The organism is Microbacterium mcarthurae (assembly GCF_046064585.1).
Taxonomy (GTDB): Bacteria; Actinomycetota; Actinomycetes; order Actinomycetales; family Microbacteriaceae; genus Microbacterium; species Microbacterium mcarthurae.
In genome coordinates this window covers 331,443-344,981 of record NZ_JAROCE010000002.1, presented here as the reverse complement: position 1 = coordinate 344,981, position 13,539 = coordinate 331,443, and the positions used below count along the sequence as shown (strand labels likewise).

At 67.9% G+C, this 13,539-nt stretch carries 13 protein-coding genes; 10 read left to right on the top strand and 3 right to left on the bottom strand.

What is annotated here, in order from left to right:
- Positions 1-79: 79 nt before the first annotated feature.
- Entirely contained in the window at positions 80-1,387 is a 1,308-nt protein-coding gene (locus P5G46_RS08225; RefSeq protein WP_408905450.1) for a cytochrome P450, read from the bottom strand.
- 127 nt (positions 1,388-1,514) lie between these two features.
- On the opposite strand from P5G46_RS08225, the gene P5G46_RS08220 reads away from it, so the two are divergent.
- The 3 genes from P5G46_RS08220 to P5G46_RS08210 all read left to right on the top strand — a co-directional run bounded on the left by P5G46_RS08220 (position 1,515) and on the right by P5G46_RS08210 (position 2,719).
- Entirely contained in the window at positions 1,515-1,904 is a 390-nt protein-coding gene (locus P5G46_RS08220) for an ester cyclase (RefSeq protein WP_408905449.1), read from the top strand.
- 84 nt (positions 1,905-1,988) lie between these two features.
- Positions 1,989-2,270, top strand: coding sequence for a hypothetical protein (locus P5G46_RS08215; protein WP_239275472.1), 282 nt, complete (start codon positions 1,989-1,991; stop codon positions 2,268-2,270).
- Entirely contained in the window at positions 2,270-2,719 is a 450-nt protein-coding gene (locus P5G46_RS08210) for a BLUF domain-containing protein (RefSeq protein ID WP_408905448.1), read from the top strand. Before P5G46_RS08215 ends, P5G46_RS08210 begins: the two co-directional genes overlap by 1 nt.
- Here P5G46_RS08210 and P5G46_RS08205 read toward each other — a convergent pair.
- Positions 2,716-3,297 (bottom strand): TetR/AcrR family transcriptional regulator, encoded by a 582-nt coding sequence (locus tag P5G46_RS08205; protein ID WP_408905447.1) that lies wholly within the window; start codon positions 3,295-3,297, stop codon positions 2,716-2,718. The two genes, P5G46_RS08210 and P5G46_RS08205, sit on opposite strands and share 4 nt — an antisense overlap.
- A gap of 112 nt (positions 3,298-3,409) precedes the next feature.
- Here P5G46_RS08205 and P5G46_RS08200 point away from each other — a divergent pair, with 112 nt between their 5' ends.
- The 7 genes from P5G46_RS08200 to P5G46_RS08170 all read left to right on the top strand — a co-directional run bounded on the left by P5G46_RS08200 (position 3,410) and on the right by P5G46_RS08170 (position 10,846).
- Positions 3,410-5,920, top strand: coding sequence for an MMPL family transporter (locus P5G46_RS08200; protein ID WP_408905446.1), 2,511 nt, complete (start codon positions 3,410-3,412; stop codon positions 5,918-5,920).
- 285 nt (positions 5,921-6,205) lie between these two features.
- Positions 6,206-6,895 (top strand): ACT domain-containing protein, encoded by a 690-nt coding sequence (locus P5G46_RS08195; RefSeq protein ID WP_408905445.1) that lies wholly within the window; start codon positions 6,206-6,208, stop codon positions 6,893-6,895.
- Between the two features lie 150 nt (positions 6,896-7,045).
- Positions 7,046-7,234, top strand: a complete 189-nt coding sequence (locus P5G46_RS08190) for a helix-turn-helix domain-containing protein (RefSeq protein WP_408905444.1) — start codon at positions 7,046-7,048, stop codon at positions 7,232-7,234.
- A gap of 232 nt (positions 7,235-7,466) precedes the next feature.
- Positions 7,467-7,733 carry a hypothetical protein gene (locus P5G46_RS08185; RefSeq protein WP_408905443.1) on the top strand — a complete coding sequence of 89 codons (267 nt, stop codon included), beginning with the start codon at positions 7,467-7,469 and terminating at the stop codon, positions 7,731-7,733.
- Positions 7,734-7,744: 11 nt separating this feature from the next.
- The gene (locus P5G46_RS08180) at positions 7,745-9,010 is read left to right on the top strand and encodes a DNA primase family protein (RefSeq protein ID WP_408905442.1); all 1,266 of its coding nucleotides are present in this window, start codon (positions 7,745-7,747) and stop codon (positions 9,008-9,010) included.
- 296 nt (positions 9,011-9,306) lie between these two features.
- Positions 9,307-9,504, top strand: a complete 198-nt coding sequence (locus P5G46_RS08175) for a hypothetical protein (RefSeq protein ID WP_408905441.1) — start codon at positions 9,307-9,309, stop codon at positions 9,502-9,504.
- A 115-nt stretch (positions 9,505-9,619) separates the two neighbouring features.
- On the top strand, positions 9,620-10,846 hold the full coding sequence (locus P5G46_RS08170) for a Fic family protein (RefSeq protein ID WP_408905440.1): 1,227 nt from the start codon (positions 9,620-9,622) through the stop codon (positions 10,844-10,846).
- 302 nt (positions 10,847-11,148) lie between these two features.
- Here P5G46_RS08170 and P5G46_RS08165 read toward each other — a convergent pair whose 3' ends face one another.
- Positions 11,149-11,418, bottom strand: coding sequence for a hypothetical protein (locus P5G46_RS08165; RefSeq protein ID WP_408905439.1), 270 nt, complete (start codon positions 11,416-11,418; stop codon positions 11,149-11,151).
- Positions 11,419-13,539: the final 2,121 nt, after the last annotated feature.

The following is a 13,539-nucleotide window of genomic DNA, read 5'->3' as shown; positions in this document are numbered from 1 at the left end:
TGACAGCATCGCGTGATGCCGTCAGTCGCACACGAAGGAACGGCCCCCGCCGTCGCCGATGGGGTGGGTGCGGGGGTGTTCAGCCCCGATGGAACGGGCAGCCCGACGGTGCGTCGGCGCGGCGCACACGTCCGCCCGAACGCGGCTTCGTCGGCATCCGTCGCCGGTTCACCTCGAGACCTCGCCCGCTGATGCGGATACGGGGGTCGCTGAGGGTGGCGATCGCTGCCGCGAGTCCCGCGATCGCGAGCTTCTCACCGGGGCATCGGTGTCCGGTAGCGACACCTGCACCGCCGTGCGGAACGAACGCGGTGAGGGCTTCGTAGTCGTCGACGCCGCGGAATCGTTCGGGGTCGAACTGCGGCGCTCGCGTCCATTCCCGTGCGTCGGTGTCCGTGCCGAGGATGTCGAGCAGCACCCGGCCCCCCTGTGGCACGCGCTGACCGTCGAGCTCGATATCGGTCGTGGCCCACGCCGGCAGCATCGGCACGAAGGGCGCGGTGCGGCGGATCTCCTGGGCGAACATCGTTGCGAGCTCACCGCCGACCAGGTGCCCTCGCTCGGCGGTCTCGGCCGCGATCCGTTCGCGCCACTCCGGCCGGTCGTGCAGTTCCTTGGCGGCGAACGCAACGAACCGAGCCACGGCGATCATCGGGCGGAAGCTGTTCTGCAGCTCGACGCCCGCCCGGCGGGCCGGCAGCAGGGCGCCCTCACGGTCGCGGTGGTGGGCCCATGCGGCGAGCGCGGTGCCCGCGTCCGGGTGCAACGTGCCCGCACGCACGGCGTCGATGAGCTCCTCCGCGTGCCGGTCCGACCAGCGCCGATTGACCAGGGCGAGGAGGAACTCGGGGGAGTAGGGGACGCCGAAACCGTCGACGATCTGCGCCTGACGACGAGCCCAGCGTGTCCGCGCCGCCGCGGTGCCGGGAATTCCCGCCCACCGCATGATCGCGCGGCCCAGCGCCCCCACCGCGGCGTCGTACGCGGTCTGCTCGCCCCCGGCCACCCAGGCGTCCAGTTCGCTACGCCACTCGCGTTCGATCTCCGGAAGCAGGCGCTGCACTTCGGTGTCGTCATAGAGAACGTCGACGAAGGTGGCCTTGCGATGGCGATGGTCGTAGCCGTCGAGACTATGCACAGAGCCGTGGCCGAAGAGCGATTCCTGAATGAATGCCGGCATGGCTCCGTGGCGCCGGATGCGCGATTCGTCGTAGAACAGCCGCACCCCCTCTTCGCCGCGGACGAGAAGCGCGGGGCGCCCGAGCAGACGGAAGGGGACGGCGCGGGCGCCGCGCCCGGCTCTGCGCCACACGTGGGCTCCGAAGCCATAGCCGCGGATCAGGAGCGAGAGCGAGTCGTCACGGAGCGGGGCCGGGAGGGATGCCATGCCGATCACGGTTCCACCCCGGGCTTTCGGCGCCCAGGGGGCGGCGTCCAGAGTCGCCGTGTGATAGCGCGGTTCGGTTTCCCGCCCGGGGCCGGCCCGACCGTCTGCCGCCGTCGATAATGGACCGGTGGAGCCCTGGGAGATGCGCGAGTGGTTCCAGGAGTTCCTCGACACGCTCAACCGCCACGACGGTGCGGGTCTGCGCGGGCTCCTCGCGCCGGACGTCCGGCGCGCGCACCTGCCCGCGGGCGCCGAGGCGTGGCTCTCCGACTACTCCGACCTCCTGCACGGCTTTCCGGACTGGCAGTGGCGCCGAATCCAGGTGCTCGTCGAGGAGGATCGCCTCGCCGTTCACCTCCGCGGGGGCGGCGCTCACACCGGTGTGTTCCACGGCATCCCGCCGACGCGTCGGCGGGTCAGCATCGCCTCGTTCGCGATGTACCGGGTCGCGAACGGCCGCATCGTCGAGGCATCCGAGACCGACGACGCGGATGCCATCCGCGCCGCCCTGATCTGACTCCGCGCCGTCTGTCAAGCGGCTCCCCCGCGACGCGCGCCCGGATACGTTCGGAAACCCCGCGAGGGGTGAAAGGACACACGCATGACTGCTGACGATCGACCCGGTTCCGGGGTCGTGTGGGCGCGTGTCGAGGAGGGATTCCATGTCGCGAGCGCGCGTGGGGCTTTCCTCGGCTACATCGACCGGGAGGCGGACGGGAGTTACCTGGCCTACAACGGGCGCTCCCGCCCCGTGGGGCGTTTCCCGGCGCTCGTGGCGGCGATGGCGGCCGTCGCTCACGCACACGACGACGTGACGGGCGTGGATTCCGAGATCGAACTGCGTCAGATCCCTGACGTCTCCTCTGGGCCGGTGGTGCGCTGATGACCGCGAATCTGTTCTCGCTGACGTATTCGAGCACCGCGGCGGTGCCGTTCGACGACGACGCCCTGGCCCAGCTCCTCGAGGCCAGCCGCGTCTCGAACGTCGCCACCGACCTCTCCGGCTTGCTGCTGTACCGGAAGGGCCGGTTCCTGCAGGTGCTCGAGGGGCCGGAGCCGGCGGTCCGGGATGCCATCGACCGCATCGGCAACGATCCGCGCCACCGTGATGTCCGGATCCTGGTGGCGGAGCCGATCGAGAAGCGCCGGTTCGCCGACTGGACGATGGGGTACGAGCCGATCGGGGCAGCGACGACGCCGCCTCCCGCCGGTTTCCGTGACAGCTTCGACGACCTCGACTCGGGAGACGAGACGCTCACCGCTCGTGCCCTCGGTGAGCTGGCGCTGTGGTTCCGCGTGCGGTCGGTCGCCGCTGCGCGCCGCGTCGCCTAAGCGCGCGACGGCCCGAGGACGGCGGTCAGAAGCCGGTCGATGACCGCGTCGTCCATCGGCGATCGACTGAGCACGCGCAGGATGATCGCGCCGACGAGTGCCTCGGACAGTTCCGCGAACGGGGCATCGGGGGCAAGGTTCGGCTCGGTGCCGGCAGCGGCACGCAGACGGTCGGCGAGTGAGTCGGCGTCGGCGAGGCTGTCGCGCAGCCGGCGCCCGATCTCGGCGTTCTCGGTCGCCGCGGCGATCAGCGAGCGGATGAGGGGCTCCCCGGCGTCGCTGTCGATGACCGAGGCGATCGAGTGCAGCCACACGGTGAGGTCGCGGCGGATGTCGCCGGTCTGGGGAAGGGAGAGCTGCCGCGGGAGCAGGTCGCGCTCGAGGAGGCACTCGGCGACGATGTCGCTCTTGGACGACCACCACCGGTAGATCGTCTGCTTCCCGACGCCCGCGCGAGCGGCGATGCCCTCGATCGTCAAGTGGTCGTACCCGCGCTCCGCGAAGATCTCGGCGGCGGCGGTGAGGATCGATCGACGAGCGGCTTCGCTGCGGACGGGACCCGTACGGGTCTGTGCCATGGAGGCTCCTCCCACTCTAGACGAGACGGTGCGTGTTATCTTTTGGGCGGCCCGCCGGCGCCCTCCGGGGACTCGGTCGCGAGCCACCGATTCTATGAGCCGAAGGACGCCGATGGCCGAGCTTCTCCACCGACTGGGCACGTTCGCGGCACGCCGCGCGTGGGTGGTCATCGCCGCGTGGACGCTGATCCTCGCCGTCACCGTCGGCGGGTTCCTCGTCGGTTTCAAGGGGCTGTCCTCCAGCTTCGACATCCCCGGAACGGCGTCCGGCGACGTGATCGCCCAGCTCGAAGAGGAGCTCCCGGACTTCAGCGGCGCGAGCGGCACCATCGTCTTCTCCACCGAGGACGGCGCAAGCCTCAGCGACGAGCAGCGCCGGGAGATTGCTGCGCTCGTCGAATCGGCGCTCGACCTGCCCGACGTGGCCGACGTCATCGACCCGTTCGCGACGTCGCAGGAGCTCTCCGATCGCCGCCAGCAGGTCGAAGACGGACGTGCTCAGATCGCCGCCGGGCGAGAGCAGGCGGAAGGCGGCCGCCAGCAGCTCGACGCCGCCCGCCAGGAGCTCGAGGCGGGACAGGCGCAGCTGGATGCCGCCCGCGCGCAGCTGCAGGCCGCTCCCGAGCCGCAGCGCAGCGCCGGACTCGCCGCGCTCGATCCGCAGCAGGCCCGGCTGGATGCCGGGAAGGCCGAGCTGGACGCCCGCGAACAGCAGGTGCGCGACGGCCTGGCCGCGCTCGACGCCTCCGAGGCCGAACTGGAGCGGGGCGCGGAGCTGCTGTCGTATGCCGATGGCATCCGCGTGGTCTCCGACGACGGCTCCACCGCCATCGTCAACGTGTCGTTCACCGAACCCCGCCTCGAGCTGGCGCAGGAATCGAAGGATGCCGTCATCGAGCACTTCGAGGGCACCCCCATCGACGGCGTCGAAGTGGGCATCTCGACCGACATCTCGCAGGGCATCCCCGAGATCCTCGGCGTGGGCGAGGCCATCGGCGTCGCGATCGCCGCCATCGTGCTCGTCGTCGTGCTCGGATCGGTGCTGGCCGCGGCCTTCCCCATCGTGACCGCGCTCGTCGGCGTCGCCATCGGCGCCATGGCCACGCTGTCGTTCTCGGGCGTCATCCAGATGGCATCCGTCACCCCGTTCCTGGGCGTGATGCTCGGCCTCGCGGTGGGCATCGACTACGCGCTCTTCATCGTCTACCGCCACCGCCGTCAGCTCCTGCAGGGAGCTGACGTCGTCGAATCCATCGGTCTGGCCAACGGCACCGCGGGTACCGCGGTCGTGTTCGCCGGGACCACCGTGATCGTGGCGCTCCTCGCGCTGAACATCACCGGCATCCCCTTCCTGGGTCTCATGGGAACCGCCGGTGCGATCAGCGTCGCGATCGCCGTCCTCATCGCGGTGTCGCTCATCCCGGCGTTCCTCGGACTCGCGAAGGGCCGAGTGCTGAGCAGACGCGCGCGCGAACGTGCCGTGCGTGCCGCCGACAGCGCAGACACGTCGCGCTCGCGCGTGCGCCCCATGTCGGGGCTGCGCGCCGTCGTCACGGTCGTCGTGTCGATCGTGGCGCTGCTGGTCATCGCCATCCCGGCCCTGTCGATGCGGCTCGGGCTCCCCGACGGCGGCTCCGAAGCGGAGGACTCGACGGCCTACCGCGCTTACACGATCACCGAGCGCGAGTTCGGTCAGGGCGTGAACGGACCGCTCCTGGTCACCGCCGACCTGCCCGAGGGACTCGACGACATCCAGGTGCAGGAGGCGCAGCTCGAGGTGGCGCGCGTGCTCGCCGCGCAGGACGACGTCGTCGCGGTCGCTCCCGTCGCGGTCTCGGACGATTCGCGCCTCGCCGCCTTCCAGGTCGTGCCGGCCGAGGGGCCCAGCAGCGAGTCGACCGAACGTCTGGTGCGCGATCTGCGCGCCCTGCCGCCCGTCGACGGCGACATCACGCTCGGCGTCGCCGGCCAGGCGGCCATCAACATCGACATCTCCGAGGGGCTCGCCGACATCCTGCCGCTGTACCTCACGGTCGTCGTCGGACTGTCGTTCCTCATCATGGTGATGGTCTTCCGCTCGCTCCTCGTCCCCCTCGTGGCGACGGGAGGATTCGTGCTGTCGCTCTTCGCGACGTATGGCGCGGTGACCGCGATCTTCCAGTGGGGCTGGTTCGGTCCCCTCCTCGGCATCCATCAGACCGGGCCCATCCTGAGCTTCCTGCCGGTCATCCTCGTCGGCATCCTGTTCGGGCTCGCGATGGACTATCAGCTGTTCCTCGCCACCGGCATGAGAGAGGCGTTCGTGCACGGATCTCCGGCACGGCTGGCCGTGGCGCAGGGCTTCCGCGCCGGACGCACGGTCGTCATCGCCGCCGCGATCATCATGATCGCCGTGTTCGGCGGCTTCGTCACGAGCGAGGCGGTGATCATCAAGTCGTTCGGCCTCGGCCTCGCGGTGGGGGTGCTCCTCGACGCGTTCGTCGTGCGCATGCTGCTCATGCCCGCCGTCATGCACCTGCTCGGCCGGTCGGCGTGGTGGCTGCCTCGCTGGCTCGACCGCGTCATCCCCAACGTCGACGTCGAGGGCGCCGCGCTCGAACGGCGGCATCCGGCTCACCACTGAGCGCCGGGCGCCCACCCGACGCGAGGCGGCGCCTCACGCGAAAGGTCCGGCACACCGGCTGCGCCGGTCTGTCGGACCTCTGGAGGGGCTGACGGGAATCGAACCCGCGCTGTCTGCTTGGGAAGTTGTTCAAACCCTCATTGCTTTGCCGCGTCTTTCCCCGCATGTGCCTGGAACGACGCGCCACGAGGTTAACACGAGCGCACTGCTATTCGCTGTTCTTGTCATAGGCGGAGTCCACGCGAGTCCATCCGAGCCAGCGACCAGCACCTGTCAACACGCGGGATGTCGCTGCTCGCGCATCTCGACTATCCGTGTACGATCCAGGCAGAAACCGGCAACAGCAGTACTGAGGAGGTGACCACGTTGATTGATGTCGCCACGTTCACGCCTGAAAGTCTTCGCGGGGCCCTCGCGCTGCTGGACATGTCAGAGGGCGAAGTTCGCCGCACAATCCGGCGCCAATGGTGCGCGGCCGGGCACGAAGCCTTCGCATCCGCGCTCACCCTTAAGCTCAGCCCGCGGGCCGTCTTGGCCGACCTTTCGCCCGATCAGCTCGAAGTTCTCGAAGTGCTCAACCGTCAGTCGAGGGGCGATTGTCCCTGCGGCACATGTGCTCCTGTCACGAAGGAGGCACGTGCCGCGTTCCGCGCATGGGTCACCCTCGGAATGCTGATCGAGGACCCAGGGCACCCTAAGGCGGCCAGTGCGCTGCGCGAGTTGCGCGAGCTGGCTTTGTCTGACGGATTGGCGGCTGAGTTCCTGGCCATCGCCGAAGCAGCGCGCCGTGACCATCTTGACGACCGGTTCCTTCGCTGGCCGCTGCGCCTCGGCCTGACGGGGCCTGGAACCTGCTCTCGCCCCAATCTTCGCCCGGGACGTCGACGCCCCCCATCACGGTTGATTCCGGTCGCCATTCGACAACGACGCACAGCCGCGCTAGCTCCCCGGGCGCCGGGCCGCGCCGCGCTCTGAGCGCGGCGCGATACCTGCCCCGACTCCCGGAAACCACCCACTCTGACCATCGCGCGTCCGCGCGTCCTGGCAGCGGGTCCATAACCGCGCTCTGAGCCCTTCCCCCTACGCAACGCGCACCGGTCTCTCTTGACTGGGGGATTCGCTCCGATGTCCACGCTCACCACCCTTGGTGTGACCGAAGCGGCTGATGCGCTTGGTATCACCGAAAGACAGATTCGCCACCTTGTCAGCACCCGCGCGGTGACTTACGTCAAGGTGGGACGCCTCGTCCGATTCCGGCCAGCTGACCTTGAGGCATACCTCGAAGCAAACACCCGGCGGGCTGTAGGCCTGTGAATACGCCCATCCCGCCGCTCGATGAGGGCGCCCCAGGTGTCGCGCGACTCGCCCATTTTGTGCTCTCCCAATGCACTCCAGATGAGCAACAGCGCGCGCTGGACGGTCACGTCAACGACAGACGAGTTCGGGCGGCCCTGGCAAGGCTCCAACTGTCTGGGCGGATACCGTTCGTGCCGTCTCGCCGAGACATGCTGCTAGGCGTCGGCTATCTCGTTCGAGGCGGCCGATCGTGAAGCCTCAGCGTGTCCAGGTCATCGACCTCCGATGGTCACTGTCGGATTCGGAGTTTCGCGAGCCGGCGTGGCGTGTCCGCAATCGCATGCGCCACCTTCTCGCGCAGCTGGAAGCCGGAGACTTCGTTCGTCTTTGCGTGGACCGCAGTTCCCTGCCGTCGGATGTGATCGATCTGATCCCCGCCGATGTGCGTGTGCAGATTGAGAGCGATGACGCCACCACCCTTCACAGGTGGCTTCTTGAGCTGGAGACCTCGCCGTGACGACGCAATTCATGACCGAAGGCAAGTTGGATGCGACTCTCATCGCCGAGTGGGTGGCCGCTCCCGACCTAGCCGTCGGGCACGACGGTGACTACTACGAGTACCGTGACGGCATTTATGTTCGAGACCCTCACGTGGTCACCCGCCTGACAGCTCAGGCGCTGGGCCGGGCTTACACGCCCGGTGTGCAGCGACAGGTTGAGGCGCACCTTCACAACCAGGACGTCCCCCGGGTCGGAGTGCGCAGTCTGCCCAGTGGGTACCTCGACTACATCGTGCTTGAGAACGGGGTCTACTGGTGGCGGGAGCGTGAGTTGCGCCCGCATCAGCGCTCCTTGGGCGCGATCACAAAGCTGCCGATCCGTTTCGACGCAGTGGCTGCGTCACCGGCGTTTGACCGCTGGCTCTTGCAGGTGCTTGGCGACGATGCGGAGATGCATCGGCACATCTGGGAGGTTCTCGGCTACCTGCTCATGACGGGAAATCCGCTGCAAAAGATCGTGCTGCTTATCGGTGAGGGCGGCAACGGCAAGGGCACCTTCCTTCGCGTTCTGGGTCGTCTGTTGGGAGAGGAGAACTTCTCGTCGGTTTCGCTTCACACCCTTGTCGAAGACAGGTTCGCGGCGGCCAGCCTTCACGGCATGATCGCCAACATCTCGGGAGACCTCTCATCTCGCTTCCTCAACGAGCCCGAGATCCTCAAACAAGTGACGGGCGGCGACGCGATCCAGACGGCTCGCAAGTACGGCCAGATGTTCAAGTTCGTGCCTTACGCGGTGCCGGTGTTTGCCGCGAACGAACCGTTTCGAACCTCGGACTCGTCCTACGGCTGGCGGCGACGTTGGGAGGTGATCGAGTTCAGTCGGCACGTTCTTGGCTCGGGGGAGTTCAACGAGCAGCATCTATTCGACGAAGCATCCGGGATCTTCAACCGTGCGATGGAAGGCCTTCGCAGACTCATGGACCGAGGGCGCTTCGACCCGCCGACCGCTGCGCAGGAAGCGACTACTCGACTTCATGACGCTGCCGACCCGTTCATGCTGTGGATCGCCGAAGACGAGAACGTCTTCCGCGGTCCCGACCACTCCGCGGAGCGGGATGACGTCTTCAAGCGCTATCGCCAGTGGTGCCGCGACAGCGGCTACCAGCCCGTGGCCAAGCACGTGCTGGGCCGGCGGCTCAATCAGATTGGCATCACCTCGACGCAGACGCGCGCTGGCGGACGCGCTCGACGCTTGTACGTCGGCATTGGCGTGAACCTCCTGCCTGACGACTGAGGCTCCCCGTGCGGCCGGGGCCATCTGCCGCGTTACGCCCAAACCCATCATCTGAGACCGAAAGGATTATCCATTGACTGACCACACCACCCCGACAGGCGAGACCGTTCTGGCAAGCCGTGCGCCTGGAAGGTCGCCGGCAGAGTTTGCGGCGATTCAGCAGCAACGAGCCGCCGCTCTGAGTGCACAGGGCAACAGTGCCGAGGCGGCCGCCGCTCTGAGCCGCGTCCAGGTCCCCGGAATGTACTCGACCACCGCCCGGACGGAGGCGATCCGAGCCATGCGAATCTCGGAGAGTGCTGGCTGAGTCTCGTGCCGCCTCCATCGGCGTCGTGATCGGCGTCGTGATCGGCGTCGTGATCGGCGTCGTGATCGGCGTCGTGATCGGCGTCGTGATCGGCGTCGTGATCGGCGTCGTGATCGGCGTCGTGATCGGCGTCGTGATCGGCGTCGTGATCGGCGTCGTGATCGGCGTCGTGATCGGCGGGGTTTAACTACACCGGTGTAACTTTTGGTGGAACCGCGCTTAGTTTCATTCGGTGAGTCACACTGATACCACGCTTGGCATCGTTCGCGTCAACTGAAAGTTTTTCTGATATAACTTTCATTGTGGATGTTGACAAGTTCGCCGGCAGTCCCCTCGGGGCGCTCGTGCCCATCTCCGGTATGGATGGACGTTTCAACCGACCCTTCGAGCACTTCGCGTTCGTGGCTGCCCCGCTGGACCGTGAGCCCGTGCTTGAGCCGACCACGTGGCATGCGGTTACTGCGGCGAGCCGCGCCCTTGCGCGACTCGACCAAGCGTCGCGCTTGGTGCCCAATCCGCGCACCTTCCTCCGGCCCACTCTTCGCCGAGAAGCACAGAGCACGTCCGCACTAGAAGGCACATTCGCACCGCTTGAGCAGGTCCTCGCGTCGGACGCCACGGATGAGGCTTCCCGAAGCAAAGAGTTGCGCGAGGTGCTGAACTACGTTGAAGCGGCGACCCTCGCGTACGACGCGATCGAGAATGGCCGGCCTCTCAACGCGGGACTGATCGAGACCGTGCACGCCATCTTGGTCCGCGGAACCGACGCGGATACAGATCAAGCGGGGAGAGTGCGAACCACCCAGGTTGCGATCGGGAGTTCGACGGGAGCAATCGAGGACGCCAGATTCGTCCCGATGCCAGCAGGGACGCAGCTGAATGTCGCCGTGCAGGACCTGACTCGTTGGATGTCGTCGCCGCCAGCAGACCGCGATCCGATCGTGGCCGCAGCTATGGCTCACTACCAGTTCGAGACGCTTCACCCATTCAACGACGGCAACGGGCGTATCGGCAGACTCATGGTCATTCTTCAGTTCATGGTCGATGGTCTGATCGGTGAGCCGCTTCTTAGCGTGTCTCCATGGTTCGAGGCTCGCAGGACCGAATACCAAGACCACCTGGCCGCCGTTTCAGCGACGGGAGTATGGGACGAGTGGATCAGGTTCTTTGCGCACGGTGTCGCGTCGTCGGCCGATGATGTTGCGCTCAGGGTGGATCGCATGCTGGCGGTCCGGGCTCGATACGTGCAAATTCTGCAAGATGAAAACGCGCGAGGGGTCATTCGAGACATCGTCGACGCGCTCGTCGCTGACCAGATCATCACTGTTTCGATGATGTGCGAGCGGTTCGGGAAGACCCCTCCTGCCGTCTCCCAGGCGTTGCAGAAGTTGGTTGAGTACGACATCCTGACCGGTCCGTTTGGCACTTACGGGCGGCAGTACATCGCCGAGGACCTTTTCGTCGCGGTGACCGCGCCAGTTGGACGGGTGCCATCGCGAGACGCGCCCATCAAGAGGGACCGTCGATAGACGCGCGTGCGGCAAGCCCGTGAGGTATTTTCCGCAGGGCCGGGCGAGGAGACCTTCTGCCGCGGCCCACACAGATACGATCGATGCTCCGCGGGCCTCGCCCGTTTGAACCGGCTCCGCGCAGCAACTGGATGGGCTATCGGGTCTCCTCGCATCTCTCACGTGGCCGCGCACCGCCACCCGGCTGCGGACCCCGCCCGGGGACAATTCGGGTGCCCGCTCTTCAACGAAATCGCCTGTTCACAAGCAAATAGACGTGAATCGGCCCCTCAGCATTCCACTCTTGGTCGTTCCCCGCCCCGTCATGCGCGTTCGTCAACAGCGCCAACCCACACCCAACACCGGTACTCGGTCTCCTCAACATGAAAGACGATGCCTATCGCGTCGGGTGTCCACCGTGTCGCGAGGGCATCAACTCGCACGGGGACGTCGCCGAACCGCACCCACGCCCTGACCTTGCGCCGCGGCTTCGGGTCGACCGTCAGCGGCACCTCGTCGAGACGCAGCTCGACATGTGTCAGCGTTTGTAGTTGCGCGCCCCTAGCGATGGTGACGAGGGCTCGGTCGTTCATACGCCGATCAACGCTGTCGGCGTAGCGTCTGTTCGTTCCCAACTGGACCGGTCCCCTTTCCCCGGCCACCGTGAAGAGTGCCGGTGCCGGTGCCGGTGCCCGTGCCCGTGCTCGGTGCCGGTGCCCGTGCCCGGTCGTGCCCGTGTCCGTGCCCGTGTCCGTGCCCTGTCCGTACCGGCCCTCTCCGACATGCCGGTGCCGGTGCCGGTGCCGGTGCCGGTGTGTCCGTGCCCGTGCTTGTGTCCGTGCCCGTGCCCGTGCCCGTGCCCGTGCTTGTGTCCGTGCCCGTGCTTGTGTCCGTGCCCGTGCTTGTGTCCGTGCCCGTGCTTGTGTCCGTGCCGGTGCCGTGCTCGTGGTCGTGCCCGGTCGTGCTCGTGCCGGTGCCGGTGTCGTGCCTGCTCGTGGCAAGGTGCCCGCGAGCACGGCACGGGCACGGCACAAGGCATCGGCACGACCACGAGCAGTGCCGGTGCCAGGCGCGCCCGTGCCGGTCGTGCCCGGTCGTGTCCGTGCCCGTGCCCGTGCCCGTGCCCGTGCCCGTGCTGCCCGTGCTTGTGCCGGTGCCCGTGCCCGTGCTGCCCGGGCTTGGGCCGGTGCCCGTGCCCGTGTCCGTGCTCGGTGCCGGTGCCCGTGCCCGGTCGTGTCCGTGCCCGGTCGTGTCCGTGTCCGTGCCCTGTCCGTGCCCGTGCCCTGTCCGTGTCCGTGCCGTGTCCGTGTCCGTGTCCGTGCCCGTGTCCCCGCGCGTGCCGGTGCCCGTGCCCGTGTCCGTGCTCGGTGCCGGTGCCGGTGCCCGTGCTCGTGCTCGTGCTCGTGCTCGGTGCCGGTGCCCGTGCCCGGTCGTGTCCGTGCCCTGTCCGTGCCCGTGTCCGTGCCCTGCCCGTGCTCGTGCCGGTGCCGTGCTCGTGGTCGTGCCCGGTCGTGCTCGTGCCGGTACCGGTGTCTGCGCTGCTCGTGCCGTGCCCGTGCCTGTGCCCTGCCCGTGCTCGTGCTCGGTGCCCGTGCCCGTGCCCGTGTCCCTGCGCGTGCCGGTGCCCGTGCTTGTGCCCTGCCCGTGCTCGGTGCCGGTGCCCGTGCCCGGTCGTGTCCGTGTCCGTGTCCGTGCCGGTGCCCGTGCCCGTGTCCGTGTCCGTGTCCGTGCCGGTGCCGGTGCCCGTGCCCGTGCCCGTGCCCGTGTCCGTGCTCGGTGCCGTGTCCGTGCTCGGTGCCGTGCCCGTGCCCGTGCCCTGCCCGTGCCCTGCCCGTGCCCTGCCCGTGCCGGTGCCGTGCTCGTGCCGGTGGCCCGTGTCGCACAGGGCGGCATTGGGCGAGCACGAGCACGACCGGGCAAGAGCACTCCGAGCTACAGACCGTCAAAATCTAGGGAAATCTAGCCTCATCTAAACCAGGCGCTAGAAAACTCTGTTTGCGTCCGCTCGTCCGCTCATGCCTGACCTCACAGGCTGGTCACAGCTGGTCACGCGATGAGGTAGCAGGCTGGTCACAGTCGACGGCGACTGCTCGTGCTCGTGGTCGTGCCGATGCCTCGTGCCCGTGCCCGTGCCCGTGTCCGTGTCCCGTGTCCCGTGCTCATGCTCGTGCGCTGTCCGTGTCCGTGCCCTGTCCGTGTCCGTGTCCGTGCCCTGTCCGTGCCCTGTCCGTGTCCGTGCCCTGTCCGTGTCCGTGCCTTGTGCCCGTGTCCGCGCCTTGTGCCCGTGCTCGGTGCCGGTGCTCGTGCCCCTGTCCGTGTCCGTGCCCTGCCCTGCCCGTGCCCGTGTCCGTGCCGGTGCCGGTGCCGGTGCCGGTGCCGGTGCCCTGCTCGTGGCATGCCCCTGCCCGTGCTGGTGCCGTGCTCGTAGCAGGCGTGGTCACACGCGGAGGTAGCAGCCGTGGTCACACGCGGAGGTAGCAGCCGTGGTCACACGCGGAGGTAGCAGCCGTGGTCACACGCGGAGGTAGCAGCCGTGGTCACACGCGGAGGTAGCAGCCGTGGTCACACGCGGAGGTAGCAGCCGTGGTCACACGCGGAGGTAGCAGCCGTGGTCACACGCGGAGGTAGCAGGCTGGTCACACGCGGAGGTAGCAGGCGAGTTCGCTGACGGCGACTGCGATGTCACAAGCATCACACCCTAGATCTCTATTCTC

Coding starts and splice junctions, on each gene's coding strand:
- P5G46_RS08225 (WP_408905450.1), bottom strand. CDS start 1,387: ATGGCATCCCTCCCGGCCCCGCTCCGTGACGACTCGCTCTCGCTCCTG.
- P5G46_RS08215 (WP_239275472.1), top strand. CDS start 1,989: ATGACTGCTGACGATCGACCCGGTTCCGGGGTCGTGTGGGCGCGTGTC.
- P5G46_RS08210 (WP_408905448.1), top strand. CDS start 2,270: ATGACCGCGAATCTGTTCTCGCTGACGTATTCGAGCACCGCGGCGGTG.
- P5G46_RS08205 (WP_408905447.1), bottom strand. CDS start 3,297: ATGGCACAGACCCGTACGGGTCCCGTCCGCAGCGAAGCCGCTCGTCGA.
- P5G46_RS08200 (WP_408905446.1), top strand. CDS start 3,410: ATGGCCGAGCTTCTCCACCGACTGGGCACGTTCGCGGCACGCCGCGCG.
- P5G46_RS08195 (WP_408905445.1), top strand. CDS start 6,206: ATGTCGCTGCTCGCGCATCTCGACTATCCGTGTACGATCCAGGCAGAA.
- P5G46_RS08190 (WP_408905444.1), top strand. CDS start 7,046: ATGTCCACGCTCACCACCCTTGGTGTGACCGAAGCGGCTGATGCGCTT.
- P5G46_RS08180 (WP_408905442.1), top strand. CDS start 7,745: ATGACCGAAGGCAAGTTGGATGCGACTCTCATCGCCGAGTGGGTGGCC.
- P5G46_RS08165 (WP_408905439.1), bottom strand. CDS start 11,418: ATGAACGACCGAGCCCTCGTCACCATCGCTAGGGGCGCGCAACTACAA.